Source organism: Rhodanobacter sp. FW101-FHT13A11, assembly GCF_058790335.1.
The window spans coordinates 23,354-49,336 of record NZ_JBYTCN010000009.1; the positions used below are offsets into that span (position 1 = coordinate 23,354).

The following is a 25,983-nucleotide window of genomic DNA, read 5'->3' on the forward strand; positions in this document are numbered from 1 at the left end:
TCCTTTACGGATTGACCAGTTCGCGCCACGACACCCGCTGCATCATGCCCGTCGAACCCGCCGTGGTGATGCTGCTGTTCGAGCCGTTGTCGAAGCTCACCAGCATGCTGCCGCCCACGAAGATCGGGTTGTTGGGCAGCGAATTGAAACCGATGCCGGCCGCCGCATAGCTTTTGCCGTTCACGGTGACCGTGTCGGACGCGTTCACCAGGCCATCGCCGTTGAGGTCGAAGAAGTTGCCGGACGGACTGGTGCCGGTGAACGGGTTGATCGCCATGATCCAGCCGCTGCCGGAGGGGTTGCACACGTCCGAAGCCTGGGGAATCCGCGTCGTGCCGAGCAGCAGGTTGCCCTGGAACTGGTTGGAGGTCACCATCCGCTCGCCCTGGGCCACGGGAGCACCGTTGGTGCCGGTCGGCGACAGCAGGTCCATGTACCAGCCCGACTGGCCCGTCATGTCCGACGAGGTCGGCGCGGGCGTCACCGCCCGCGCCGGCGACACCGGCGGCGTCGCGCCGGGGTTGCCGGTGGTTTGCGCCACGATGGAGCGCTGCACGAGATTGGCGGCGCGGGTCATGCTGGAGGTGATCGCCGGGCTGTTGGTGGCGTTGGTGGTCTGCACGATCAGGCCATACCAGCTCTGGGTGGCCGTACTGGTCAGATCCAGCGTGCCCAGATACTGGCCGGTGCCGAAGAACACCCAGGTATTGCCGTTCGCCGGATCCTTGCCCACCAGCACGCCGCCCGTGATGGGTTGCAGGTTGCCGCTGCCGTCCTTGGCCACGAACAGCAGGCTGCCGGTGCTGCTCGGCGTGCTGGTGCTCGTGCCGCTGCCGGTGTTGAGCGTGAACGACCACACGTTGCCACGGAGGTCGCCGGCATAGGCCACCGTGCTCACGCCGTTGTTCGCCAGCCCCATCCACACGCCCGGGGCGGCCAGGCCGTTGTCGGCGGTGGTGTCGGTGGTCGCGTGCACGCTGAGCGAACCCGACGCGAGGTCGAACTGCAGCAGTGCCGACACGCCTGCCGAGCTGTTGTAGCCGTTGCCCAGCAATACCGACCAGGTACCGTCCGCGGTCTGCGCGATCACCGGCTTGCCGGACATCTGGCCGATGTAGTTGCTGTTGGTCTTGCCATCGCCGGCCGAGCGCTCCCACAGGAACTTGATCGCCGTCGGGTCGGTGATGTCGAAGGCATACACCGCCTTGGCCAGGCCACGGCCGCTGGTGCCCACCAGCACGCTCTTCCACGCGCTGCCCATGTAGACATCCGCCACCGTGAGCTCGCCGTCGTTGAAATACTGGTGCGGCGCGCTCGTCGTGGTGCCGTAGTCGGGGCTGGACAGTTGGCTGAGGCCAACCAGCCCGCCGGCACTGCCGGTGGTGAGCGCGGCGGCCGGGATGTAGGCGAACTTCTCCGCGCCGGTGGTGGCGTCGAAGCCGTGCAGCATGCCGTCGTTGGCGGCGACATAGATCAGCCCGGCGCGCGAGGCCGCGATGCTGGGCGTGAAATTCCCCTGGTTGTCGGTTGTACCGCTGGCGTAGGCCAGGTACGTCGAGGACCCGGTGAACGTCTCGTTGGCGAACAGGTTCGAGTCCGGCGCCCCGACATAGACCGGCTGCGAATCGACGATGTCGCCCAGCGGTGTGTCGCGATTGCGGAGGTTGCCGCCGTTCTTCTGCTCCAGCGTGGCGTCGCCGCGCAGGTAGTTGACCATGTTCGCCTGGGCGGCGGCGGTGCCGCCCAGCGCACTGAGCTGTGCGACAGACAGTGCGGGCGGCGTACTGGCGCTACCGTTCTGGAACGCCACGTATGCAGCGGTCCTCCCGCTGGCCGCTGGATTGTAGGTCCAGATGTTCCGGCTGGCCGCCGACGGCAACGAACCCACGGCGGTCCAGGTCGGCGTCGCCGCGATCGCGCCGGTGTTGGGGTTCACCGCCAGCGCCTTCAGGTCGCCCTTCCATTTGGCGGTGTAGTAGTTGGCCTGGTACGCCACCGTGCCGGTCTTGAGCTGGGTGGAGTTGGCCGCGAGGCTGGCGCCGGTGCCGACGCGCTCGGCGGCGCGCTTCAATGCGTCCTTCAGGCCGCTGGCGAATGCCTGCGGGCTGGTGGCGGAGTAGAAACCACCATGGCCGTTGACCGCGGCATGGGCCAGGTCGGCGATGTTGTTGATCGAGTTGGACGATGGCTGCGGCCAGCTGAAATTGCTGATGGCCGTGCCACCGTTGGCCCAGTCGAAGATCTGCTTGACGGTGGTGCCGGTGGGCTTGATCCCCTGGGGCGTGAAGCCCAGGCCCAGGGTGAAGGTCGTCATGTGCTGCCAGAACGCCGGGTCCTCGGCACTGGTCGGCACTTCATTCGCGGTGCTCGGACGCAGGTCCGTCATCCAGTACTTCATGGCCACGTCGGCCAGCGTGTTGCTGTAGGTATCCGAATAGGGAGCCGCCGCCGTATAGGTGTACTTCTGGCCATTGGCGCCGCTCACCGGTGTGCCATTGCTGCCATCCGCATTGCCGACACCTGAGAAACTCTCGTTCCAGAATCCGTCCGTGGTGAGGATGGTGTACGACTGGCGGCAGGCGAGCTCGGTGGTGGTTCCCGCAGGTACCGGATCGGACGACATCGCCTGCCACGGCTGCGCCGTCTGGTAATACCTGCCCACGGCGTCCAGCGCCTGGCGCAATGGCGTGCCGCCACCTGCCGTGGCGGCAGTGATCCAGCTCCACAGGGCATTCTTCTGGTCGCCCGCTGCCGAGCCATCGCCGAAGGGCGTGACGTTAGCGATGTAGTTGCTGCCACCGTTGTATGCGTCGGCATAGCTGTAGCGGGACGCAGGCAGATTGCTGTAGTTGTTGTTCCTGCCGCCGTCGATCGAGCCAAAGCCGATCCGGAAATTCGCGTCGACGCCAAGGAACGAGTTCATCAGGCCGCTTTTGGCCATCAGGATGCGGGTGTGGTAGTACGAAAACCAGTTGGCGATATTCTGTCCCGCCGCCACGCCGGCGGGCGCGGCCTTGCCCGAGGTGTCGGACGCCAGCACGCAGTTGGTTTTCCCGCCGCAATCCGATGCCGCCACGTAACTGACGGTGTAGGGGCCTGCCGCCGCGCCGGTCGAATACTGGAAGTAGTTGTACGTCGTGCTTGCGTTGTAGGCGATCACGCAAGTGCTTGGCTTGTTTCCGCTGGCAGGGGTATACGTCTCGCCGGTGGCGCCGGGCTGGTTCCAGTAGTAGTTGTCGCACCGGTTCTGCGTGACGCCGGAATATGTGGCGGACGAAGGCGTCGTTACCGAGTTCGACGCCGAAAAATTGATGGCACTGCCCGGGCAGACGCCACCGCAGTCGTAGTACTCGTACCGCCCGTCGTAATTGGTGAGGTCGACCGCCGTCGGGCTGCTGGCGAAACCGTCAACCCAGGCACTGGTCAGGCCGGTCGCGGCGGCATAGCTGGTGCCGTTCGCCATCGGTGGCGGCAGATAGGTGATGGCCGGGTTGTAATAGACGCCGTTGTTGCTGGCGTTGATCAGCGCGTCGTTGTTGCCGTTGTTGTTGAGATAGCTGAAATCCGGCATGAAATTCCACGTCATCGAGCCCGAATCATCCAGCATCAGCGTGATGTTCGGCGGCAGCGATTTCTGGATGATCAGCGGCGTCTGGTCGACCTGGACGGCAGCCAGCGCGGGTGAGCAGGCGACGCCCAGCATCCACACGAGCAGGCCGGCCGACAGCACGCTGCCGAGGATGCGGCCGGGCTTGCGATGCGGGCGGGAGATGAGGTTCATGGCGGTTCCGCTCCTGTGCGGCATGGGAGGCCCCATGCAGTCTGTCTGCTTGTCGGTGCCGGCCGGTCAGCGCTGCTTGACCATCGCCTGCAACATCACCACGGCGCGGTCGCCGACCACCGCCGGATCGCCGCTGCGCGCGGTGATCCGGTAGTACACCGCGGTGGTGGAAGTTCCCTGCGCGCCGTAGTTCTGCGCGTTGGCGCTCTGGTTGAAGCCGGTGCTGGAACTGGTGTCGACCCAGTTGCCCATGTTTTCCACCACGTACTGGGGCTGGCCGGAGGCGATTCCAGCGGCCGTGAACTGCCCTGCCGCGGTTCCCGCAGCCACGGTATGGATGCTTCCGCCCGGCAGGCCCGGGTCGTTGAACGGATTGGTCAGGCATACCACGCTGCTGGCCTGGCAGTTGCGGGCGATGATGCCGGGGTTGCTGCTGACCAGCGCGGCCGCAGCGCGCATGGCCGCCTCGGCACCCTGGAAAGCGACCTGCCGGTCGTACAGGTTGCTCGCCATCTTCTGCTGCATGATGGTGCCGCGTACGGCGGCCAACCCGACCAGGGTGATCACCACCAGCAGGATCAGTGCCACCACCAGTGCCACGCCGCGCTGGCCGGCACGGCGCGGAAGGTGGCGACCGCGGGCGGGGCGGATCGCGCGGGAGGCGGAAACGTGGCTCATGTCAGTTCACCCGGTTGCGCACGGTGGTGGTGGCGGTGAAGCTGCGCACCAGCGGCTGCACGTTGGTGCCGGCACGCTGGTCGGCGCTCTGCAGGGTCAGGGTGACCTGCACGGCGTCGACCACGGCCCAGCTGGTGATCGCACTGGCGGCTACGAACGCGGCACTGCCCTTCGCGTGGTAGCTGATCGCCATCCCGGTGACGTCGCGCACCATCTCCTGCGGCGTGCCGAGGCCGGCATTCCCGGCGGAGTCGGTGGCTATCGCGGCCCGGTACAGGGAGCGGCCCTTGACCGGGTTGTTGCCGATGTACCAGTCGGCGGCGCCCAGCTTGGCGATCTGCGAGTTGGGCCCGAACTGGTAGAGGTTGCCGTTGGTGCTGCTGCAGTCGCTGGGGTAGCCCAGGCCTTTCGAGCAGTTGCCCGGCGCGACCGCGTTGCCGGTGTTGTGCACGAAGGTGACGTTGCTGTTGTTGTAGTTGCTGATCTGCACCATCACCGCGTGGTCGGGGTCGCAGACGATGACGATGTCGCCGGATTGCAGGTTGGTGGTCGTGTCGTTGAGCTTGAAATTCGCCGCGGGCTCGTTGTCGGTGGCCACGCTCATGCCGCCGTCGACCGCGCCGAGAACCTGCACCGAATCGGTGCCGGCGACCCGCTGGCCCACGCCGGTGCCGAACACGCCCCCTGTCGCCGGATCGCCCTGGGTGCCGCTGTAGCCGTGCAGGGCGTTGCCCCAGTTGGCCCACCAGGCCGTGCTGCTGTTGTTGAGCACGTTGCCCATGCGATCGCCGTTGTTGCATGGATTGAGCCCGGCATTGCGAATGTCGCGCGCCAGCAGCTCGAACGCGATGCGCGAACCGTCCTGCACGTCGCCCAGTGCCTGGTTGGTGCGGTAGGTGCGCTGGTTGGCCAGGAACACGCTGGCCACGCCGGCGATGACGATGAGGCCGAGCAGCATCGCGACCATCAGCTCGATCAGGGTGAAGCCGGTCGGCAGCTTCGTCGACATGGGCACGCGACGGCAGGGCATGGCATGGCCGCTCACAGCATGGCCCTGGTGGCGACTTGCTGCGCGCTGGAACCGCCCGCACCGGTCCGGCTGTCATCGAACGTGATGGTGATGGTGCAGTCGGCGCTGGCCGTGCCGACCGCAGTGCAGGCGATGGCGCCGGTGGTGCTGGCGACCGCACCGAGGCTCTTGTTGCCGAGCCCGACGCTGCACCACTGGCTGATCTGGGCGCTGGCCAGGGTGCTGCCTGGCGCAGGGCATGCGTTGGCCGCGATCGGCGTGGTCGTGTTGTAGTCGCCATTGCGGGCGCCGCTGATGTCCGCCCGCATCGCGTCCAGGATCGAGTAGCTGGCGACCGTGACCATGCTGCGCGCCATCGCGCTGTTGTTGGTGGCCAGCGACATGGCCTGCAACGCCGCGATGCCGAGGAAGGCGATGGAAAGCACCAGCACGGCCACCAGCACCTCGATCAGGCCGACACCGGACTGGCCGGCATGCAGGCGCGCGGCCCGCTGCCTGACCACATGTACGGGGCGCATGGCCGGAGTGGGGCGATTCGTCATGGGCAGGCTCCCGATTTGGTGGTGGTCACGAGAATCGACCCGGTCGTCATCGTGATCACGCGATGGTTGTCGCTGCTCATCTGGCCGGTGCAGATGTCCGCGACCGTGCCGGTGTAGGGGCTGGTGGTGCCCACGGCCTGCCCCAGCCCCTGTCCGCCGAAACGGATCGCCACCACATCGCCCGACAACTGCACGGTCGTGTCGATGCCGGTCGTGCCGGCCAGCACCGGGTTGGCGCCGGCACCGGCCATCGCGTAGACCGCGCCGGTCTGGGTGCTGCACGCCGCGCCAAGGGCGTCGGCGCTGTTGACGCTGGCCGAGTTGCTGCACAGCTGCGTGTTCGCATTGCGCTTGATGGCTTCCATCCGCGCCACGTTGATCGCGTTGACCACGTCGTTGGCGGCGGTGGTGAGCTTGTTGGAAAGGGTCAGCGACCTGAAGCTCGGCACGGCGATCACCAGCAGCATGACCGCGATGGCGAGGGTGATCATCAGCTCGACCAGGGTGAAGCCGTACTGGCATCGCCGTGCCGCTCCGCGCCACGGCGGGCCATCACCGGCCATACCCGACTTCCGCAACCCGACCAGCGAAGCACCTCGCTGACGCGACAAGACCCGCATGGCATTCTCCCTGATACCCCTGCGGTCACTCTGTACCGAGGCGCCCGGTTCCGGCCAGCCTGCAGCCGACGAGCGGTAGCAATTGCCCGACGAGCGGCCGGCGGGGCGCCGGAAGGGTGATCGGGATCACAGGCGGCCGTGCGGCGCGGCCGCCCGGTCAAGGCAGCTCGCTAGGGCGCCGCCTCGACCCGGTTCCTGCCGTTGTCCTTGGCGTGATACAGCGCCGCGTCGGCGCGCCGCACCAGGGAAGTCATCCCCGATTCGGCCGGCCGCAGCTGGGCGACACCCAGGCTGATCGAGAGCTGCAGCTCGATGCCGGCAACCGTCGGCCTCGCGGTGGCCACGGCAGTGCGCAGGCGTTCGGCTACCTGCAGGCCGCCCTCGAGATCGGTATCGGGCAGCACGACCAGGAACTCCTCGCCGCCCAGGCGGCCGAGCCGGTCGAACTGGCGCAGTGCGCCCTGGCAGGCCTGGACGATCTGCTCCAGCACCTGGTCGCCGATCTGGTGGCCATGGCTGTCGTTGACCTGCTTGAAGTGGTCGATGTCGAACATGACCACGGTCAGCTCGTGATGCTTGCGGCGGGCCTCGTCCATGGCCATGTGCAGCGTATGCTCGATGTGGCGGCGGTTGGAGATGCCGGTCAGCGCATCGGTGAGCGCCAGCCGGTGCAGGCTGCGGCTCCGGCGCAATTGCCGCCACGCCAGCCAGAACATCAGCAGCAGCAGAGAGCCGGCGAGCAGGATGGCCAGGCTCTGCCAGCCGCGGATGCGCTCCAACGCGGCCAGCTGCTGCTCCTTGAGCGCCTTGTCGGCGGCAAGCTTGCGGTTCTCCAGTTCACGCCGCTCGGTGTCGAACTGGTAGCCCATCAGCGTGGTGATCTGGGTCTTGGCCATCCGCGCCAGTGCGGCATCGGCCTGCATCTTGAGCTTCAGGTCGGCCAGCGCTGCCGCGGGGTTGCCCAGCGCCTCCTGGTTCCTCGAACGCGCCTCGTACAGCTCGGCCAGGTAACGCATGTTGTCGCCCTGCCTCACGTTGGTCTCGGCGACGTCGAACTCGCGCGCGGCCAGTTCGTGCTGGCCGAGACCCGCGTGGGCCTTGGCCGACTGCAAGGCCAGCATGCCGGTGCTGGACTTGTCCGAAACGACCTGGAACTCGTTGCCGGCAAGCGCCAGTTGCTGCAGCGCCTCGGTGTACTGGTGCCGGGCATTGCTGCTCTCCGCCAACGCCAGCAGCGCGGATCCCACGCTTTGCCGCGAGCCGGTCGCGCGCGCGATCGCCAGTGCCTGCTGCAGCGGCGCCACGGCGGCCGCGGCATCGCCCCGCTCGATCGCCAGGAACCCCGTCTCCATGTCTACCGCCATCTCCTCCTGCCTGTCCTGCTTGCGCTGCGCAAAGGCCATCGACTGCTGCAGATAGTCGGCAGCCTTGTCGTACTCCCCCAGCCGGCGATAGATGGTGGCGATGCTGATGAGGTTGGACTGCGCGGCCGTCGTATTGCCCACGGCTTCGTAGAGGTGCTGCGCCTCCAGGAAATCGAACAGGGCCTTGGCCTGCTCGCCGAGCAACGACAGGGCGCTGCCGCGCCAGGTCAGCCCGTCGGCGACCAGGCGGTTGTTCTCCAGGTGCCGGGCAATCCGGATGCCGGCCTCGTAGGCCGGCAGCGCGTCGCGTTCCGTGGTGACCCGGCCCTGGTAAAGGCCGCGGCATATCTGGAAGTTGGCCTCCACCTCGAGGTCGCCCGCCTGGTGGGCCTGCTCGATGCCGCGGCCAGCGTAGGCGTAACCGCCGTTCGCGTCGTTGTCGAATGCCAGGAAGCAGTAGATGTAGTCGTACCGGCGCTGCCGGTAGGCGTCGTCCGGCGGCAACAGGGCGCGCAGGCGCCCGAGGGTCTGCTCGACCGCTCCCCGGGTGTTGAGGATCACCTCACCGTTGTCCAGCCGCCGCATGAGCTGGTCGAATGCCGCCGTATCGCGTACCGATGCCTGCGTTGCCGGTCCCGCATGCACGCAGCACGTCGCCGTCAGCAGCAACAGCAAACCCGGCAAAGTTCGAAATAGTCCGGACAATACGCCCCCAAGAAAGTCGATTCAGACTCTCCCTGTCCGGACAGCGCGGGCCGTCGACTCGTTGTCGGCCGCGCTCCGGAAAACCTGAGTATGCGTGACCTGCCCGCCGGGACCGCGGCCCGACAGCAGCCTGACGCACGGCCGGCACCACCGATCCATGGCCGGCAGACGCCGCCGGCGCCGCAATCGTCGCTTGCACCATCGCGGCTCGGCCCGTAATATTCTCGGCTCTTTGCCGGAATAGCTCAGTTGGTAGAGCGGCGCATTCGTAATGCGTAGGTCGTAGGTTCGATTCCTATTTCCGGCACCAGTCCATGCACGACCAAGGCCCCGGGAAGCCGCGCTTCCCGGGGCCTTGGTTGCATCTGATGGCACGCGGCATTGCAGGCGTCCGTCCCCCGGTTCCCGACGTCTTTCGCAGCCCTACGCCCGAAGAATGCTCCCTCGGCACGGCAACGGGCAAGTACGCCGCGCATGCGGACCCGCGGCAGCGCCATCGTTGCGCCGCCGGGGACTCGCCGCTACGGGATTACAGGCTGGCGGAGCCGTTGCCGCCGACCATGCGCAGCTCTTTGGGCAAGGCGAAGGTGATGTCCTCCGGCTCGCCGTCCAGCTCGCGCACCTCGCCGACGCCCCACGACTGCAGGCGGGCGATCACGTCGCGCACCAGCTTCTCCGGGGCCGAGGCGCCGGCGGTGAGGCCGATCCGCCCGACGCCGTCGAGCCAGCTGCGCTCGATGTGCTCCGCGCCGTCGATCAGGAACGAGCGCACACCCTGCTTCTCGGCCAGCTCGCGCAGGCGGTTGGAGTTGGAGCTGTTGACCGAGCCGACCACCAGCATCAGGTCGACCGCGTCGGCGAGCCGGCGCACGGCGTCCTGGCGATTCTGCGTCGCGTAGCAGATGTCGTCCTTGCGCGGCCCCTCGATGTCGGGGAATTTCGCGCGCAGCGCCGCGATGATCGCCTTGGTATCGTCCACCGACAGCGTGGTCTGGGTGACGTAGGACAGCTCACGCGGGAATTTCGGCGTCAGGGTGGCGACGTTCTCCACCGACTCCACCAGCAGGATCTCGCCGGTATTGGCCCGGTTCCACTGCCCCATGGTGCCCTCGACCTCGGGATGCCCGGCATGGCCGATCAACACCACGCTGCGGCCCACCCGGCCCAGTCGCGCCACTTCCATGTGCACCTTGGTGACCAGCGGGCAGGTCGCGTCAAACACCTTCAGGTGCCGCTGCCCGGCTTCCTCGCGCACCGCCTGCGACACGCCGTGCGCGCTGAAGATCACGGTGGCGCCGTCGGGCACCTCGCGCAGTTCCTCCACGAACACCGCGCCGTCGGCACGCAGCTTGTCGACCACGTAGCGGTTGTGCACCACCTCGTGCCGCACGTAGATCGGCGCCCCGTAGGATTCCAGCGCGCGCTCGACGATGGCGATGGCGCGATCGACGCCGGCGCAGAAGCCGCGGGGGTTGGCGAGCAGGATGTCCAAGCTGACCTCGATTCAGGATCCTGTAGGAGCCCGCTTGCGGGCGATGCCTTTTCCTTGGGGCTCCAAAGCAAGAGCATCGCCCGCAAGCGGGCTCCTACACACAGGGATGCGATTATCGCACGTCGCCCTGCCCCTTGCCGGTGAACAGGCCGAACGCGATCAGCATCACGGCGCCTACCGTGATGCCGCAGTCGGCCAGGTTGAATACCGGGTAATTCCACTGGCGAAAATGCACGTGGATGAAGTCGGTGACCTGTGCCGCATGCAGGCGGTCGATCAGGTTGCCGACCGCGCCGCCCACGATCAGCGCCAGCGGCAGCGCGGTGCGCCAGTCGCGCCGCGGCGTGCGCCGCAGCCAACCCACCAGCACGGCGCTGATCGCCACCGCCAGCAGCACGAAGAACCAGCGCTGCCAGCCGGCGCCGTCGGCGAGGAAGCTGAACGCGGCGCCGGTATTGAACGCCAGCGTCCAGTTCAGGAAACCCGGGATCACCGGATGCGGCACACCGGCCGGCTGCAGCGCCGACAACGCCCACCACTTGCTGAGCTGGTCGAGCACGATGACGGCGGCGGACAGCCAGAGCCAGGGGAGTGCGTTGGGTTTCGGGGTCATAGGGCGCGGGGACTCGGTGATGGGGCGATCTTCAGCTCCTCCCCCTGCAACGCAGGGGGAGGTTGGGAGGGGGTTCGCTTTTGACCTTGGGAGATCAGATTAAGAGCCTACCCCTCCCCGGCCCTCTCCTGCTTTGCAGGGGAGGGAGTTACGTCAAAGTCAGAACCAGCGGCGATCCTCGCCCGGCCCTTCGACGTTGCCGACGCAGCGCACGCACAGCTCGGGGTGCCCGGCGTGGCTGCCCACGTCGTCGCGCCGATGCCAGCAGCGCACGCACTTGGCTGCGCCACTGACCGTGGCCGAGACCCAAGCGTCGGCGCCCTCCAGCTCGGTCAGCACCGCGTCGGCCGGCTGGCCGCCGGCCAGGTCGAGACGCACCTCGGAGGTGATGAAGAAGAACCGCAGTTCACTGGCCGCAGGGGCGTAGCGCGCCACGGTGGCCTGGTCAGCGTGGATCGCCAGCTTCGCCTCCAGCGCGGCACCGATCAGCTCGGCCTTGCGCATGCCCTCGAGCACGCGCGAGGCGGCGTCGCGGATCGCCAGCAGGTCGGTCCACCAGCGCCGCTGTTCCGGAGAGGCCTGGGTGGCGGCGAGGCCGTCGTACCAGGTCTCGAACAGCACGCTGTCGCCGCGCTTGCCCGGCAAAGCCTGCCATATCTCCTCGGCGGTGAAGCTGAGGATCGGCGCCAGCCAGCGCACCAGCGCCTCGGCGATGCGGTACATCGCGCTCTGCGCGCTGCGCCGGCCGCGGCTGTCGGTCGGCATGGTGTAGAGCCGGTCCTTGGTGATGTCCAGGTACAACGCGCCCAGTTCGTTGGTGCAGAAGTTCTGGATGCGCGACACCACCTCGGGATAGTCGTAGCGCTCGTACGCGGCCGTCACCGCCTGCTGCACGTCATGCGCCTGCTGCACCGCCCACTGGTCGAGCAGCACGCTGCCATCCACCGGCAGCAGGTGCCGCGCCGGGTCGAAGCCGTCCAGGTTGCCGAGCAGGAAACGCGCGGTGTTGCGGATGCGGCGGTACGCATCGGAGACGCGCTTGAGGATCTCGTCGGAAACGGTCATCTCATTGCGGTAGTCGGCCGAGGCCACCCACAGGCGCAGCACGTCGGCACCCAGCGTGTCCATCACCTTCTGCGGCGCCACCACGTTGCCCAGCGACTTGGACATCTTGCGACCGTTCGCATCCACCGCGAAGCCGTGGGTAAGCACCTCGTCGTACGGCGCGCGGCCGAAGATCGCCGACGAGGTCAGCAGTGACGACTGGAACCAGCCGCGATGCTGGTCCGAACCTTCCAGGTACATCACCCGGTAGTGCGACGCCGTGCCCTGCTGCAGTTCCGGGCGCTGGCCGATCACCGCGAAATGGGTGACGCCGGAGTCGAACCACACGTCCAGCACGTCGGTGACTTTCTCGTAGTCGCTGGCCTGGTCGCCGAGCAGTTCGGCCGCGTCCAGCGTGAACCACGCATCGATGCCGCCCTGCTCCACCTTCTGCGCGACCTGCTCCAGCAGCGCGACGGAATCCGGGTGCGGCTCCTGCGTGGCCTTGTGCACGAACAGCGCGATCGGCACGCCCCAGGTGCGCTGGCGCGAGATGCACCAGTCCGGACGCCCGGCCACCATGCCGGCGATGCGCTCCTCGCCCCAGCCCGGCACCCAGCGCACGCTCCTGATCGAGGTGAGCGCGGTCTCGCGCAGGTCCGCCTGCTCCATCGAGACGAACCACTGCGGCGTGGTGCGGTAGATCACCGGGGTCTTGTGCCGCCAGCAGTTCGGGTAGCTGTGCTCGATCTTCGCGAACGCCAGCAGCACGCCGCGGCGGCGCAACAGTTCGACGACGGCGTCGTTGGCCTTCCAGATGTGCATGCCGGCCAGTTCGAGGCCGTCGGCGGCCGGCGTGTCGGCGCGGTAGGTGCCGCGTGACTCGATGTAGTTGAGCAGGCCGATGCCGTACTCGCGCGCCACCACGAAATCCTCGACACCGTGGTCAGGCGAGGTGTGCACCGCGCCGGTGCCGTCCTCGGCGCTGACGTGCTCGCCGAGGATCACCGGCACCTCGCGCGGATAGAACGGATGGCGCAGCTTCAGGCCTTCCAGCGCCCTGCCCTCGGCATGCCCCAACACCGCTGCCTGGGCCAGGCCGTAACGCTGCGCTACCTTGTCGGCCAGCGCGCTGGCGACCACCAGCAGCGTGCGCTGCCCTTCGCGCGCCGGTCCTTCGACCAGGGCGTATTCGAGACCGCCGCCGAGCGACACCGCCTGGCTTTCCGGCAAGGTCCATGGCGTGGTGGTCCAGATCGGGATGGCGACGATCGCATCGCCGGCATCCGCGCCGAACCGGGCCGCCAGCGCCTTCGGGTCGACCGCGTCGTACGCCACGTCGACGGCGGGCGAGACCTTGTCGCCGTACTCGATCTCCGCCTCGGCCAGTGCCGAGGCGCAGTCGAAGCACCAGTACACCGGCTTGGCGCCGCGCACCACGTGGCCGTTGGAAACGATGCGCGCCAGCGCGCGCAGCATGTCGGCCTCGTACCTGAAATCCATCGTGCGGTACGGATGCTCCCAGTCGCCGAGCACGCCGAGCCGCCTGAAGCCGGCGCGCTGGTCGTCGATCTGCTGCTGGGCGTACTCGCGGCACTTCTGGCGGAACTGGGCGGCGTCGAGCTTGTCGCCCGGCTTGCCGTACTTCTTCTCCACCGCGATCTCGATCGGCAGGCCGTGGCAGTCCCAGCCCGGCACGTAGGGCGCGCGCTGGCCGGCCAGCAGCTTGGACTTGACCACCATGTCCTTGAGGATCTTGTTGACCGCGTGGCCGATGTGGATCGAGCCGTTCGCGTACGGCGGGCCGTCGTGCAGCACGAACACGCTGTCGCGATGCGCCGTCTTCTGCTGGATCTGCGCATAGCGGCCGACCCGCTCCCACTCGGCCAGCCAGCCCGGCTCGCGCTTCGGCAAATCGCCGCGCATCGGGAAATCCGTCTGCGGCAGGTTGATCGTGCTCTTGTAGTCGTGGGTCATTAGCCTGGATGCCGTCGCTGAAGTGTCGCGGCCCGCCGAACGGCGGACACAAGGATGCAAAGTTAAACGATACGCGTGCGCACAGGAATACGGCTCACGCCTCGGCCAGCCGCGGATTCATGCCGAGCAGTTCGCGCGCCATGCGCGAATCCAGCGCCATCTGCGCCTTCAGCGGCTCCAGCCCGTCGAACTTCCGTTCGTCGCGCAGCTTGGCGACGAACTGCACCGCCATGCGCCGCCCGTACAGGTTGCCCTCGAAGTCGAACAGGTGCACCTCCAGCAGCGGCTCGGCAACCTGGTTCACGGTCGGGCGCACGCCGAGGCTGGCCACGCCAGGCCAGCTGCACTCGCTTTCGCCCAGCCCCACGCGCACCGCGAAGATGCCCTCGACCGGGCTGACCCGCTGCTGCAGGTGGATGTTGGCGGTGGGGTAGCCGAGCGTGCGGCCGAGCTGGTTGCCGTACTCCACCTTGCCCTCGATCACGAACGGGCGGCCCAGCAGCGGCTCGGCCCCGGCGAACTCGCCCGCCGCGAGCAGGGCGCGCACCCGGCTGGCCGAGACGCGGGCGCCGTCGAGCTGCACCGCCGGCATGGTGCAGGCATGGAAGCCGAGATCGGCGCCCATCCGCTCCAGCAGCGCCACGTCGCCCACGCGCCTGTGGCCGAAGCGGAAATCGCCGCCCACCCATACTTCGCGCGCAGCCAGCCGCTCGACCAGCACCCGGCGCACGAAATCCCCGGCCGACATCGCGGTCAGCGCCCGGTCGAAGCGCAACAGCAAGGTGTGCTCCATGCCGGCGGCGGCGAAGCCGCGCAGCTTCTCGCGCACGCTGGACAGCCGCGGCACCGGCTCCGGCGAGAAGAACGCCCGCGGCAGCGGCTCGAAACTCACCACCACCGGGCTGCAGCCCAGCGCCTGCGCGCGCTCGTGCACCTGCGTCAGCAACGCCTGGTGGCCGCGGTGCAGGCCGTCGAACGCGCCGACGGCGATCACGCTGCCGCGCGGCGCCAGGCAGGGGCCTGCGAGATCCCGGGAAAGTCTCATCATCGCGTGAGTATAACGGCCAGGCTGCCCGCGATAAGAGCCTCGGGCGGCTTCACGCCCCCCGCAGGTCGCGCAGGCGGAAGCCGCCGGCAAACAGCACGGCCACGTAACTGGCCCCGCCGGCCAGCACCAGCGCCGCCAGATGCCACAGCCGGGTCAGCACCGACACGCCATGGGTCCAGTCCGGCCACAGCCCGCGGCCCAGCAGCAGCACTCCCACCATCGCCGCGCAGGCCGCCGCCAGCCGCAGCAGATGCCGCGACCAGCCCGGCTGGCGCTGGTAGACTCCGGCCTGCTTCAGCCAGCGCCACAGCAGCCACAGGTTCACGTAGGCCGCTACCGCGCTGGCCAGGCCCAGCGCCATGTGCAGGCCGGGCAACCGGGCCAGGCCGTCCAGCCAAGACAGCTGCTTCAACTCGGCTGGCGCCCATAGCTCGAACAGCACCGCCAGGAACACCACGTTAAGCAGCATGTTGGCGAGCAGCGAGGCCACACCCGCACGCACCGGGGTACGCGTGTCCTGGCGCGCGTAGAACGCGGGCAGCAGCACCTTGACCAGCGCGAATGCCGGCAGGCCGAAGCTCAGCGCGGTGATCGACAGCGTGGCCATATGCGTGTCGTGCGCGCTCCAGTGGCCGTGCTGGAACAGCGTGGCCACCAGCGGCCCGGCCAGCAGCATCAGCGCGAACATCGCCGGCACCGCGATCAGCAAGGTAACGCGCAGGCCCCAGTCCAGCGCGCGCGAGAAGCCCGCCGTGTCGGTGCTGACGTGATGGCGCGACAGCGACGGCAGGATCACCGTGCCCAGCGCCACGCCGAACACGCCCAGCGGCAGCTCCAGGAAGCGGTCCGCCTGCGACAGCCAACTCTGCGAGCCGACCACCAGCAGCGAGGCGATCACCGTGTCGAACAGCAGGTTGATCTGCGCCACCGACGAGCCGAACAGGGTCGGCACCATCAGCCGCATGATCCGGCGCACCTCCGGGTGGTTCCAGCCCCAGCGCGGCAGGGTCAGCAGGTCCAGCCCGCGCAGCGCCGGCAACTGGAACAGCAGTTGCAGGATGCCGGCCGCCAGGATCGCCCAGCCCATCGCCATGATCGGCGTCTGCAGCCGCTTCGACAGCCATAGCGCGCCGGCGATCATGCACAGGTTGAGGATCACCGGAGTCAGCGCCGGCAAGCCGAAGCGATGGAAACTGTTCAGCGCGCCACCGGACAGCGCGGTCAGCGACACGAACAGCAGGAACGGGAAGGTCAGCCGCAGCAACTCGACGGTCAGCTCGAACTTCCGCGGTTCGTCGATCGCGCCGGGCGAGAACAGCACCGTCACCTGCGGCGCGAAGATGATGCCCAGCGCAGTGATCAGCAGCAGCACGCCGCCCAGGGTGCCCGATACCCGCGACATCAGCTCCTTTAGCTGCGCGTGCGTGCCCTTCTCCTTCACTTCCGTGAAGACCGGCACGAAGGCGGTGGAGAACGAGCCCTCGGCAAACAGCCGGCGCATGAAGTTGGGAATGCGGAACGCCACCCAGAACGCGTCGGTGGCGCCGTTGGCGCCGAACGCGGCGTTGATCGACATGTCGCGCACCAGGCCGAGCACCCGCGAAACCATCGTCATGCTGCTGAACGAGAGCAGTCCGCGGAGCATGCTGGGGGACTTCATGGGGCAGTCTTTGACCTTCGCGGGACCGGGCGCACGGGGCGCGTAGTGTGACAGCCGCGGCGGGCAGGATGACAGCCCGTCCTGTGGCAAAATACCGGCACCGCGGTCCGCCCGGCCAGGCGACACCCGCCCGTGGCCTGCGCCTGGCCGCCTAAATGATTGACGCATGGGCGAATCGACCGCATAATTGGCGTCTTTTTCCACCCAACCCAACACTGCATCCCGGAGTTCTACCTTGGCCAACATCAAGTCCGCGAAGAAGCGCGCGCGCCAGTCCGAACAGCGCCGCCTGCGCAACATCAGCGCACGCTCCATGGTCCGCACCGCCCTGAAGAAGGTCGTCAAGGCCATCGAGGCCAAGGACAAGGCCGGCGCCGTCGCCGCGTTCACCGCCGCCCAGCCGGTGATGGATCGCTACGCCGCCCGCGGCCTGATCCACAAGAACAAGGCCGCCCGCCACAAGAGCCGCCTCAACGCGAAGATCCGCGAACTGGCGTAAGCCGGAGCGCGACCCGCGTCAAACGAAAAAGCCGGCGCAAGCCGGCTTTTTCGTTCGTGCTTTTGGTAGGAGCGCACCCTGTGCGCGATGGCTCTTCGTCACGTAACGAAAAGCATCGCGCACAGGGTGCGCTCCTACGGAAATGTCGAATATCCAGCGTTGCTCACCGCCGCGGCCGGAATTCCAGCGGCATCGATTCACCCGACCGTGCCGCCGCCGGCCGCTTCGGGCCGCAGGCGCCGCAGGTGCTGCAGCCGTCGCTGCAATCCCCGGTCGCTTCCTTCGGCTGCAGGCGCCGGGCGAAGGCACGCACCCACGCGCTGCGCCCGGGCCGGCCGTAGCGGATCGACGCGGCCGCCAGCCAGCGGTTGGTCAGTTTCGGCGCCAGCTTGCGGAACACGAGCAGCACGCTGGCCAGCACCACCAGGCCGACCACCACGTACTGCATCAGGAGGCCGCCACTCATGTCAGCGCCCTCGCCACCTGGTAGACGACGAACGACGCGGCATAGGCCATCACGAACATGTAGCCGAACGAGATCGCCACGTTGCGCCAGGAATCGGTTTCGCGTTTGATGATCGCCAGCGTGGACATGCACTGCGGCGCGTACGCGAACCACACCAGCAGCGACAGCGCGCTGGCCAGCGGGATCTGTCCCGCCAGCGCCTGCCCCAGCCCCTCGCCCTCGCCGCCCACCAGGTAGACGGTGGCCAGCGCCGCCACCGCGGTCTCGCGCGCGGCGAATGCCGGGATCAGCGCCAGGCTGATCTGCCAGTTGAAGCCGATCGGCGCGAAGACGTACTGCAGGCCGCGCCCGATATAGCCGGCGAAGCTGTAGTCGATCGCCGGCAGGGTCGCGCCCTCCGGCGCGCCCGGGAAGGTGGAGAGGAACCACATCAGCACGGTCAGGCCGAGGATCACGCCGGTCAGCCGCTTCAGGAAGATCATGCCGCGCTCGTACAGGCCGATGGCCACGTCGCGCGGCCTCGGCATGCGGTACGACGGCAGCTCCATCAGCAGCGCATGCTCGCTCTTGTCGCGGCGGATGCGTTTCATCACCCAGCCCACCAGCATCGCGCCGAGGATGCCGGCTAGGTACAAGGCGAACAACACGATGCCCTGCAGGTTGAACACGCCGAACACGTAGCGGATCGGAATGAAGGCGCCGATCAGCAGCGCATACACCGGCAGGCGCGCCGAGCAGGTCATCAGCGGCGCGATCAGGATCGTGGTCAGCCGGTCGCGCGGATCGGTGATACTGCGCGTGCCCATGATGCCGGGGATCGCACAGGCGAAACTCGACAGCAGCGGGATGAACGAGCGCCCGGTCAACCCCACCGACAGCATCAGCCGATCCAGCAGGAAGGCCGCGCGTGGCAGGTAGCCGGATTCCTCCAGCGTGAGGATGAAGAAGAACAGCACCAGGATGACCGGCAGGAAGCCGAGCACCGTGCCGAGGCCGCCGAACAGGCCATCGACCACCAGGCTCTGCAGCGGTCCGGCCGGCATCAGCGCGGCGACATGCTCGCCCATCCAGCCGAAACCGTCGCCGACCACGTCGCTCACCGGCTTGCCGGCCGCATACACCGCCTGGAACACCAGGAACATCACCACCGCCAGGATCGCCAGGCCGAATACCGGATGCAGCGCCCAGCGATCCAGCGCATCGTCCAGCGCCGCCGTCGTGCGCGGCATGGTCACCGTGGCGGCCAGCAGTTCGCGCACCTGCGCATGCAGGTCGGCGCGACTGGCCGCGTCGTCCGGTTGTACGGGTGCCGCCGCCGGCACCTCACCGTCTACGCGCTCGATCAGGCTGCGCGCACCGCCGCGCTTCACCGCCACCGTCTCCACCACCGGCAGGCCGAGGCGCCGCTGCAGTTCGGGCACGTCAATGACGATGCCGCGCTGGCGCGCGGTATCCATCATGTTCAACGCCAGCACCACCGGCCGGCCGAGGCGCTTGACCTCGAGCACGAAGCGCAGATGCAGGCGCAGGTTGGTGGCGTCGGCCACGCAGACGATCAGGTCCGGTACCGCCTCGCCGGGGAAGTTGCCGGCGCAGACGTCGCGGGTGATCTGTTCGTCCGGGCTGTTCGCCTCGAGGCTGTAGGTGCCCGGCAGATCGAGAATCTGCAACACCCGGCCCGAGGGCGCGGTGAAGCGGCCCTCCTTGCGCTCCACCGTGACGCCGGCGTAGTTCGCCACTTTCTGCCGGCCGCCGGTGAGCTGGTTGAACAGCGCCGTCTTGCCGCAGTTCGGGTTGCCGACCAGGGCGATCCGCAAGGTCGACGCGCTCATGCCGCCACCCCGGTGCGCACGCTGATCCGGGCCGCCTCGGCGCGACGCAGGGCAAAGCGGGTGAAACCGATCTGGACCAGCAACGGGTCGCCGCCCATCGGCCCCACCGCCACCACGCGCACCGGCTCGCCGTCGACGAAGCCCAGGTCGCGCAGGCGCTGTGCGATCGGGTCGGCCGCATGCGCATCGTCGACGCGGTCGACCACGGCAGGCGCACCCTTGGGCAAATCGGACAGACGCACAGGCTGGATTCTCAAATAAGAATAATTCGCATTATAAACCCACACCCGGCCCGCTGCACCACAGCCTGTTGTCGCACCCCGGTTTATCATCGGGTTATTTGCAGCAGGGACGACCGATGACCGATTCCATCCTCAGCGAACGCCGCGGCGCGGTCGCCTGGCTCACCCTGAACCGCCCGCAGATCCACAACGCGTTCGACGACGCACTGATCGCCGCGCTGACCGACGCACTGGCGGCCGCCGACGCCGACCCGGCCGTGCGCGCGGTGGTGCTGAGCGGCAACGGCAGTTGCTTTTCCGCCGGTGCCGATCTCAACTGGATGCGCGGCATGGCGACCGCCAGCGAGCAGGAAAACCGCGAGGACTCGCTGCGCCTGGCGCGGCTGATGCGCAACCTGCAGTTCCTGTCCAAGCCAACCATCGCCCGCGTCAACGGCGCCGCCTACGGCGGCGGCGTGGGCCTGGTCGCCTGCTGCGACATCGCGATCGGCGTGGACACCGCCAAGTTCGCGCTGTCGGAAGTGAAGCTGGGCCTGGTGCCGGCGGTGATCTCGCCGTACGTGATCGCCGCGATCGGCCTGCGCGAGGCGCGCCGGCTGTTCGTCACCGGCGAGGTATTCGATGCCGCCGCCGCGGCGCGCATCGGCCTGCTGCACGCGGTGGTATGCGCAGGCGAACTGGACGAGGCGATCGAGCGCCAGCTCCACCTGCTGAGCAAGGCCGGCCCGCTGGCCCAGCGCGAGGCGAAGCGGCTGGCCTTGCGCATCGGCGGCGCCGACCCGGCGCAAGCCGAGCGCATCGATGCCGCCAACGCCGAACTGATCGCCCGCCTGCGCGTATCGCCGGAGGGTCAGCACGGCCTCGGCGCCTTCCTCGACAAGCGCGCGCCGGCATGGGTCGGTGCCGCGGGAAACGTGCCATGAGCGGGCCGGTCATCAACCTTGACCAGATCGAACTGCAGTCGGTCGATCCCGCCATGACACCCACCGGCAAGCACGCCGCGGGCTACGACATCCGCTGGGGCGAGATCGCCAGCCGGATCGGCGCACGCAAGCTCGGCTACAACCTCACCGTGGTGGCGCCGGGCAAGCGCAACTGCCCGTTCCACAACCACCGCGTCGCGGAAGAAATGTTCTTCATCCTCGAAGGCAGCGGCGAGCTGCGCTACGGCGACGCGCGCTATCCGCTGCGTGCCGGCGACATCATCGCCTGCCCGCCCGGCGGCCCGGAAACCGCACACCAGATCATCAACACCGGCAGCGTCGAACTGCGCTACCTGGCGATCGGCACCAACGAAACACCGGACATTTGCGAATACCCGGATTCCGGCAAGTACCTGGTGTTCGACGACAGCCTGCGCGATGCGGACGACCAGCCGCGGAAATTCCGAGTGCTCGGGCGGCAGCAGGATTCGCTCGACTACTGGGACGGCGAATGACTCCGGCGCGGCGTGCCATGCTGCGCCGCGCATCGGCCCCGGCACCGCAATCTGTTAGTTTGAGTGGCTTTGCATCGACACCAACGGCTTCGGGAACCCCGCATGTTCGAACGCGTACTGATCGCCAACCGCGGCGAAATCGCCTGCCGCGTGATCCGCACCTGCCGCCGCCTCGGCATCCACACCATCGCGGTGTATTCGGAAGCCGACCGCGACGCGCAGCACGTGCGGCAGGCCGACGAGGCGTGGCCGATCGGCGGACCGCGCCCGGCCGACTCGTACCTGCGCGGCGACGTCATCCTCGACGTGGCGAAGCAGACCGGCGCGCAGGCGATCCACCCCGGCTACGGCTTCCTGTCCGAGAACACCGGTTTCGCCCGCGCCTGCAGCGACGCCGGCATCGCCTTCATCGGACCGAAGCCCGCGAGCATCGACGCGATGGGTTCCAAGGCCGCCGCCAAGGCGCTGATGGAGCAGCACGCCGTGCCGCTGGTGCCGGGCTACCACGGCGAGAATCAGGACGTAGGTCATCTCGCCAAACAGGCCGCGAAGACCGGCTTCCCGCTGATGATCAAGGCCGCAGCCGGCGGCGGCGGCAAGGGCATGCGCATCGTGCGCAGCGCGGCCGAGTTCGCCGACGCACTGGCTTCGGCGCAGCGTGAAGCCACCGGCTCCTTCGGCGACGCGCGGATGATCCTAGAGCGCTACGTCGAGCATCCGCGCCACATCGAGTTCCAGGTGTTCGGCGACACGCTGGGCAAGGTGATCCACCTCAACGAGCGCGAGTGCTCGGCCCAGCGCCGCTACCAGAAGGTGCTGGAGGAAACCCCCTCGCCGTTCCTCGATGCCGCCCGCCGCCGCGCAATGGGCGAGGCCGCGGTGGCCGCGGCGAAGGCGGTCGACTACGTCGGCGCCGGCACGGTGGAATTCATCGTCGCCCAGAGTGGCGAGTTTTTCTTCATGGAGATGAACACGCGCCTGCAGGTCGAGCATCCGGTTACCGAACTGACGCTCGGCCTGGACCTTGTCGAATGGCAGCTGCGCGTGGCCGCGGGCGAACCGCTGCCGCTGACGCAGGACCAGGTGCACGCGCACGGCCATGCGATCGAGGTGCGCCTGTACGCGGAAGATCCCGACCAGAACTTCCTGCCCGGCTCCGGCAAGCTGCAGACGCTGCGCCTGCCCGCGCCGTCGGCACACGTGCGCCTGGACGGCGGCGTGATCGAAGGCGACACCGTGACGATCTTCTACGACCCGATGATCGCCAAGCTGATCGTGTTCGACCGTAACCGCCCGCAGGCCATGCAGCGGCTGCGCGAGGCGCTGGCCGCGTGCGAAATCATCGGCCCGAAATCCAACATCGGCTTCCTCGAACGGCTGGCGCGGCACCCGGCGGTGGTCGACGGGCGCATCGACACGGGCTATCTCGACCGCCACCTCGACGAGTTCCTGGTCGGCGACGTGGCGCCGAGCGACGACGTGCTGTTCGCCGCCGCCACCGCCGCGCTGCTGCATGACGAGCTGCACGTGCAGGGCGCCGCGACCGACCCTCATTCTCCGTGGGTGCGCGCCGATGCCTGGCGCATCGGCCACGCCGGCAAGCGCATCGTGGCGCTGGCCTCGCGCGAACGGCGATTCGAGATCGAGGCGCACGGCCACGCCGGCGACTACCGGCTGCGCCATGCCGAGGCATGCTGCGAAGTCCGCGGCGCGCGCCTGCAAGACGACGGCCTCAGCGCCCGCTTCGACGGCGAGGCGCGCCGCGTGCCGCTGCGCAGCGACGCCGCCCATGTGCTGCTGCACGACGCCCGTGGCCAGCGCTACAGCTTCAGCCGCGCCGCCGCGTTCGCCTGGGAATCGAAGGACGCCGCCGGTGGCAACCAGGTGACCGCGCCGATGCCCGGCCGCATCGTGCTGGTGAAGGCCGAGGCCGGCGACGTGGTCGAACAGGGCCAGGAACTGCTGGTGATGGAGGCGATGAAGATGGAGCTGGCCTTGAAGGCGCCACGCGCCGGCACCATCGAGAGCGTGAACACGACGCAAGGCGAGTTCGTCGAGGCCGACGCCGTGCTGGTGAAATTCGTGGCCTGAGCCCGTAGGAGCGCACCCTGTGCGCGATCGCTCTTGAATAACGACGAAAAGCATCGCGCACAGGGTGCGCTCCTACAAGAATCTGGAGCATCCGATGAACCCGTCCAATCACGTCCGCATCGTCGAAGTCGGCGCCCGCGACGGTCTGCAGAATGAGAAGACCCTGCTGCCGGCCGAGGTGAAGATCGCGTTGATCGACCGGCTCTCCTCCACCGGCCTGCAGACGATCGAGGCCACCAGCTTCGTCAGCCCGAAATGGGTGCCGCAGCTTGCCGACGCGGCCGAGGTGTTCCACGGCATCCGCAAGGTGCCGGGCGTGAGCTATCCGGTGCTGGTGCCGAACCTGCAGGGCTACCAGCGCGCACGCGAAGTCGGCGCGCGTGAGATCGCGGTGTTCACCGCCGCGTCGGAAGCGTTCAACCGCAAGAACATCAACGCCTCGATCGACGAGTCGATCGAGCGCTTCATCCCGGTGATGGAACAGGCCCTGGCTGACGGCGTGCAGGTGCGCGGCTATGTCTCCACCGTGCTCGGCTGCCCGTACCAGGGCGAGGTACCGATAGCCGACGTGGTGCGCGTGGCGCGGCGCATGTACGAGCTGGGCTGTCACGAGATCTCGCTGGGCGACACCATCGGCGTTGGTACGCCGGCGAAGGCGCGCGCGATGCTGCACGCGGTGGCGCAGGAAGTGCCGATGGACGCCCTGGCCGTGCACTTCCACGACACCTACGGCCAGGCGCTGGCGAACATCCTGGCTTGCCTGGAAGAAGGCGTGCGCGTGGTCGACAGCGCCGTCTCCGGCACCGGCGGCTGTCCGTATGCGAAGGGCGCCACCGGCAACGTGGCCAGCGAGGACGTGGTCTACATGCTGCACGGCCTGGGCATGGAGACCGGCATCGACCTCGACCTGCTCGTCGCCACCGGCGCCTGGCTGGCCGCGCAACTGCACAAGGAAACCGCCAGCCGGGTCACCCGCGCGCGCACCGCCGCGGCCTGAACACTCCGCGAAAAGCTCGCTATCATCGGCGCTTCGGCTGACCGGACCCAAGCGATGCGCGCAAGCCTGACGACCTGGTGGCAAACGGCGGCGATCCTGCTGCTCCTGCTGTGTTCCCTGTCCGCGACCGCCGCCACGCCGAAGGGCGACTGGCTGCTGCTGCCCGAACGCGTATGGACCGCCGACGGCGACGCCGCGCACGGCGGCTGGGCGGTGCTGGTGCACGACGGCGCGATCGCCGCGGTGGGGCCGGCCGCATCGATCCAGGCGCCGGCCGGTGCGCAGCGCGTCGAGCTGCCCGGCGCCACGCTGACGCCCGGCCTGATCGACCTGCACTCGCACCTGTTCCTGCATCCGTACAACGAGACGCTGTGGAACGACCAGGTGCTCACCGAGCCGCAGGACTACCGCACGCTGGAAGCCGCCGCCCACGCGAAGACCACCCTGCTGGCCGGCTTCACCACCCTGCGCGACCTCGGCACCGAGGGCGCCGGCTACGCCGACGTGTCGGTGAAGCGCGCGATCGAGGAAGGCCTGATCCCCGGCCCGCGGCTGTTCGTGGCCACCCGCGCGATCGTCGCCACCGCCAGCTACGGCCCCGGCCCGCGCGGCTTCCGCCCCGACCTCGAACTGCCCGGCGGCGCGCAGGAAGTCAGCGGGGTCGACCAGGCGATGGCGGCGGTGCGCGAACAGGCCGCGCGCGGGGCCGACTGGATCAAGATCTACGGCGACTACCGCGTCGGCCCCGACGGCGGGACCGCGCCCACCTTCACCCCCGCCGAGTTGAAAGCGCTGGTCGACACCGCGCACCAGATCGGTCGCCCGGTTGCCGTGCACGCGGCCAGCGACGCCGGCGTGCGCATGGCGGTGGAAGCCGGCGTGGACAGCGTGGAACACGGCTACGGCGCCAGCGAGGCCACGTTCAAGCTGCTGAAGCAGCGCGGCATCGCCTACGAGCCCACGCTCACCGCGGTCGCCGCCACCGCCGAGTATTTCCAGCACTACGTGCCGGGCCGCAGCGAGCCCACCGAACGCATGCGCGAGGCCGAGCATGCGTTCCGCATCGCGCTGAAGCTCGGCGTGACGATCGGCAACGGCAGCGACGTCGGCGTGTTCACCCATGGCGACAACTGGCGCGAACCGGCCGCGATGGTGGCCTACGGCATGACCCCGGCGCAGGCGCTGCACGCGGCCACCGACGTGGCGGCAAAGATCCTGCGCCAGTCGCAACGCTTCGGCCGCATCGCGCCGGGCCTCGCCGCCGACCTCGCCGCGTTCGACGGCGATCCCAGCACGCAGATCGACACCCTGCGGCACCCGGTCTTCGTGATGAAGGCCGGCCTTCCCTACCGCACCCCCGACCGCACGCCATGACCGAGACCTTCCTGATCCGCCCGATCGAGCCCTCCGACAACGCGGCGATGGCCGCGATCATCCGCAGCGTGATGCCCGAGTTCGGTGCCGACGGCCCCGGTTTCGCCATCCACGACGCCGAGGTGGACACCATGTCCCAGGCCTATGCGCAGCCGCGCTGCAGCTATTTCGTGGTCGAGCGCGACGGCGTGGTGATCGGCGGTGGCGGCGTGGCGCCGCTGGAAGGCGGCGAGCCGGAGGTGTGCGAACTGCGCAAGATGTACTTCCTGCCCGCGGCGCGCGGCATCGGCGCGGGCACAGCGATGATGCAGCGCTGCCTCGACGCGGCCCGCGCGCACGGCTTCAAGCGCTGCTACCTGGAAACGCTGACCGGCATGGACGCGGCCCAGGCGCTGTACCGGCGCAGCGGTTTCACTCCGCTGTGCGCGCCGATGGGCGGTACCGGCCATTTCAGCTGCGACCACTTCTTCATCCGCGAGTTGTGAGGCCA

21 protein-coding genes and 1 tRNA gene are annotated in these 25,983 nt (G+C 68.4%); 8 read left to right on the plus strand and 14 right to left on the minus strand.

The genetic code is table 11. From position 1 onward, the window contains the following. Window positions 1-4: 4 nt before the first annotated feature. From AC3WRN_RS11230 to AC3WRN_RS11255, 6 genes are all read right to left on the minus strand, one after another. Window positions 5-3,781 carry a pilus assembly protein gene (locus tag AC3WRN_RS11230; RefSeq protein WP_492623018.1) on the minus strand — a complete coding sequence of 1,259 codons (3,777 nt, stop codon included), beginning with the start codon at window positions 3,779-3,781 and terminating at the stop codon, window positions 5-7. Between the two features lie 66 nt (window positions 3,782-3,847). Beyond that, a complete protein-coding gene (locus AC3WRN_RS11235) occupies window positions 3,848-4,459 on the minus strand; it encodes a pilus assembly PilX family protein (protein ID WP_492623019.1) in 612 nt (203 codons plus the stop codon). Window position 4,460: 1 nt separating this feature from the next. Then, a complete protein-coding gene (locus AC3WRN_RS11240; protein WP_492623020.1) occupies window positions 4,461-5,468 on the minus strand; it encodes a prepilin-type N-terminal cleavage/methylation domain-containing protein in 1,008 nt (335 codons plus the stop codon). A 32-nt stretch (window positions 5,469-5,500) separates the two neighbouring features. After that, a complete protein-coding gene (pilV, locus tag AC3WRN_RS11245; protein ID WP_492623021.1) occupies window positions 5,501-6,031 on the minus strand; it encodes a type IV pilus modification protein PilV in 531 nt (176 codons plus the stop codon). Next, entirely contained in the window at window positions 6,028-6,594 is a 567-nt protein-coding gene (locus AC3WRN_RS11250) for a GspH/FimT family pseudopilin (protein WP_492623022.1), read from the minus strand. The genes pilV and AC3WRN_RS11250 overlap by 4 nt, the downstream gene beginning before the upstream one ends. Before the next feature lie 227 nt (window positions 6,595-6,821). Further along, window positions 6,822-8,660: a diguanylate cyclase gene (locus AC3WRN_RS11255; protein WP_492623023.1), complete on the minus strand. Its 1,839-nt coding sequence runs from the start codon at window positions 8,658-8,660 to the stop codon at window positions 6,822-6,824. Between the two features lie 294 nt (window positions 8,661-8,954). On the opposite strand from AC3WRN_RS11255, the gene AC3WRN_RS11260 reads away from it, so the two are divergent. Beyond that, window positions 8,955-9,030, plus strand: a tRNA-Thr gene (locus AC3WRN_RS11260). Window positions 9,031-9,249: 219 nt separating this feature from the next. Here the strand turns inward: AC3WRN_RS11260 and ispH are convergent. The 5 genes from ispH to murJ all read right to left on the minus strand — a co-directional run bounded on the left by ispH (window position 9,250) and on the right by murJ (window position 16,554). Continuing rightward, window positions 9,250-10,212, minus strand: a complete 963-nt coding sequence (gene ispH / locus AC3WRN_RS11265; RefSeq protein WP_068097808.1) for a 4-hydroxy-3-methylbut-2-enyl diphosphate reductase — start codon at window positions 10,210-10,212, stop codon at window positions 9,250-9,252. A gap of 112 nt (window positions 10,213-10,324) precedes the next feature. Beyond that, on the minus strand, window positions 10,325-10,825 hold the full coding sequence (lspA, locus tag AC3WRN_RS11270) for a signal peptidase II (protein ID WP_492623024.1): 501 nt from the start codon (window positions 10,823-10,825) through the stop codon (window positions 10,325-10,327). Between the two features lie 159 nt (window positions 10,826-10,984). Then, window positions 10,985-13,846, minus strand: coding sequence for an isoleucine--tRNA ligase (ileS, locus tag AC3WRN_RS11275; protein ID WP_492623025.1), 2,862 nt, complete (start codon window positions 13,844-13,846; stop codon window positions 10,985-10,987). A 94-nt stretch (window positions 13,847-13,940) separates the two neighbouring features. Continuing rightward, a complete protein-coding gene (locus AC3WRN_RS11280; RefSeq protein ID WP_492623026.1) occupies window positions 13,941-14,894 on the minus strand; it encodes a bifunctional riboflavin kinase/FAD synthetase in 954 nt (317 codons plus the stop codon). 49 nt (window positions 14,895-14,943) lie between these two features. After that, entirely contained in the window at window positions 14,944-16,554 is a 1,611-nt protein-coding gene (gene murJ, locus AC3WRN_RS11285) for a murein biosynthesis integral membrane protein MurJ (RefSeq protein ID WP_492623027.1), read from the minus strand. 235 nt (window positions 16,555-16,789) lie between these two features. Between murJ and rpsT the strand changes: the two genes are divergently transcribed. Continuing rightward, window positions 16,790-17,053, plus strand: a complete 264-nt coding sequence (gene rpsT / locus AC3WRN_RS11290) for a 30S ribosomal protein S20 (RefSeq protein WP_068097791.1) — start codon at window positions 16,790-16,792, stop codon at window positions 17,051-17,053. A 163-nt stretch (window positions 17,054-17,216) separates the two neighbouring features. Here the strand turns inward: rpsT and AC3WRN_RS11295 are convergent, their stop codons facing one another. From AC3WRN_RS11295 to AC3WRN_RS11305, 3 genes are read right to left on the minus strand one after another with little or no spacing between them, the layout of a single operon-like run. Then, window positions 17,217-17,519, minus strand: a complete 303-nt coding sequence (locus tag AC3WRN_RS11295; RefSeq protein WP_492623028.1) for a DUF6587 family protein — start codon at window positions 17,517-17,519, stop codon at window positions 17,217-17,219. After that, window positions 17,516-19,351, minus strand: coding sequence for a ferrous iron transporter B (gene feoB, locus AC3WRN_RS11300; protein ID WP_492623029.1), 1,836 nt, complete (start codon window positions 19,349-19,351; stop codon window positions 17,516-17,518). The genes AC3WRN_RS11295 and feoB overlap by 4 nt, the downstream gene beginning before the upstream one ends. After that, window positions 19,348-19,593 carry a FeoA family protein gene (locus AC3WRN_RS11305; RefSeq protein WP_068097785.1) on the minus strand — a complete coding sequence of 82 codons (246 nt, stop codon included), beginning with the start codon at window positions 19,591-19,593 and terminating at the stop codon, window positions 19,348-19,350. Before AC3WRN_RS11305 ends, feoB begins: the two co-directional genes overlap by 4 nt. A gap of 116 nt (window positions 19,594-19,709) precedes the next feature. Here AC3WRN_RS11305 and AC3WRN_RS11310 point away from each other — a divergent pair, with 116 nt between their 5' ends. The 6 genes from AC3WRN_RS11310 (at window position 19,710) to AC3WRN_RS11335 (ending at window position 25,978) form a co-directional block, all read left to right on the plus strand. Beyond that, entirely contained in the window at window positions 19,710-20,516 is an 807-nt protein-coding gene (locus AC3WRN_RS11310) for an enoyl-CoA hydratase-related protein (protein ID WP_492623030.1), read from the plus strand. Next, window positions 20,513-21,031: a cupin domain-containing protein gene (locus AC3WRN_RS11315; protein WP_492623031.1), complete on the plus strand. Its 519-nt coding sequence runs from the start codon at window positions 20,513-20,515 to the stop codon at window positions 21,029-21,031. The genes AC3WRN_RS11310 and AC3WRN_RS11315 overlap by 4 nt, the downstream gene beginning before the upstream one ends. A gap of 102 nt (window positions 21,032-21,133) precedes the next feature. Beyond that, window positions 21,134-23,122 (plus strand): acetyl/propionyl/methylcrotonyl-CoA carboxylase subunit alpha, encoded by a 1,989-nt coding sequence (locus tag AC3WRN_RS11320; protein WP_492623032.1) that lies wholly within the window; start codon window positions 21,134-21,136, stop codon window positions 23,120-23,122. A 94-nt stretch (window positions 23,123-23,216) separates the two neighbouring features. After that, window positions 23,217-24,119 (plus strand): hydroxymethylglutaryl-CoA lyase, encoded by a 903-nt coding sequence (locus tag AC3WRN_RS11325; RefSeq protein WP_492623033.1) that lies wholly within the window; start codon window positions 23,217-23,219, stop codon window positions 24,117-24,119. A 54-nt stretch (window positions 24,120-24,173) separates the two neighbouring features. After that, the gene (locus tag AC3WRN_RS11330; RefSeq protein WP_492623034.1) at window positions 24,174-25,493 is read left to right on the plus strand and encodes a metal-dependent hydrolase family protein; all 1,320 of its coding nucleotides are present in this window, start codon (window positions 24,174-24,176) and stop codon (window positions 25,491-25,493) included. After that, window positions 25,490-25,978 (plus strand): GNAT family N-acetyltransferase, encoded by a 489-nt coding sequence (locus tag AC3WRN_RS11335; RefSeq protein WP_492623035.1) that lies wholly within the window; start codon window positions 25,490-25,492, stop codon window positions 25,976-25,978. Before AC3WRN_RS11330 ends, AC3WRN_RS11335 begins: the two co-directional genes overlap by 4 nt. Window positions 25,979-25,983: the final 5 nt, after the last annotated feature.